This window comes from Shewanella sp. ZOR0012 (assembly GCF_000798835.1).
In the GTDB taxonomy this organism is placed as follows: Bacteria; Pseudomonadota; Gammaproteobacteria; order Enterobacterales; family Shewanellaceae; genus Shewanella; species Shewanella xiamenensis.
In genome coordinates this window covers 1-349 of the sequence record NZ_JTLE01000055.1, presented here as the reverse complement: position 1 = coordinate 349, position 349 = coordinate 1, and the positions used below count along the sequence as shown (strand labels likewise).

1 rRNA gene is annotated in these 349 nt (G+C 53.6%); it reads right to left on the bottom strand.

Features of this window, described 5'->3' with window-relative positions:
• A 16S ribosomal RNA gene (locus L976_RS01450) occupies positions 1-349 on the bottom strand; the annotation flags it as partial.

Below are 349 nucleotides of genomic sequence, written 5' to 3'. Positions count from 1 at the left end.
GCCACCGGTATTCCTCCAGATCTCTACGCATTTCACCGCTACACCTGGAATTCTACCCCCCTCTACAAGACTCTAGTTCGCCAGTTCGAAATGCTATTCCTAGGTTGAGCCCAGGGCTTTCACATCTCGCTTAACAAACCGCCTGCGCACGCTTTACGCCCAGTAATTCCGATTAACGCTCGGACCCTCCGTATTACCGCGGCTGCTGGCACGGAGTTAGCCGGTCCTTCTTCTGTAGGTAACGTCACAGATGAGCCGTATTAAGACTCACCCTTTCCTCCCTACTGAAAGTGCTTTACAACCCGAAGGCCTTCTTCACACACGCGGCATGGCTGCATCAGGGTTTCCC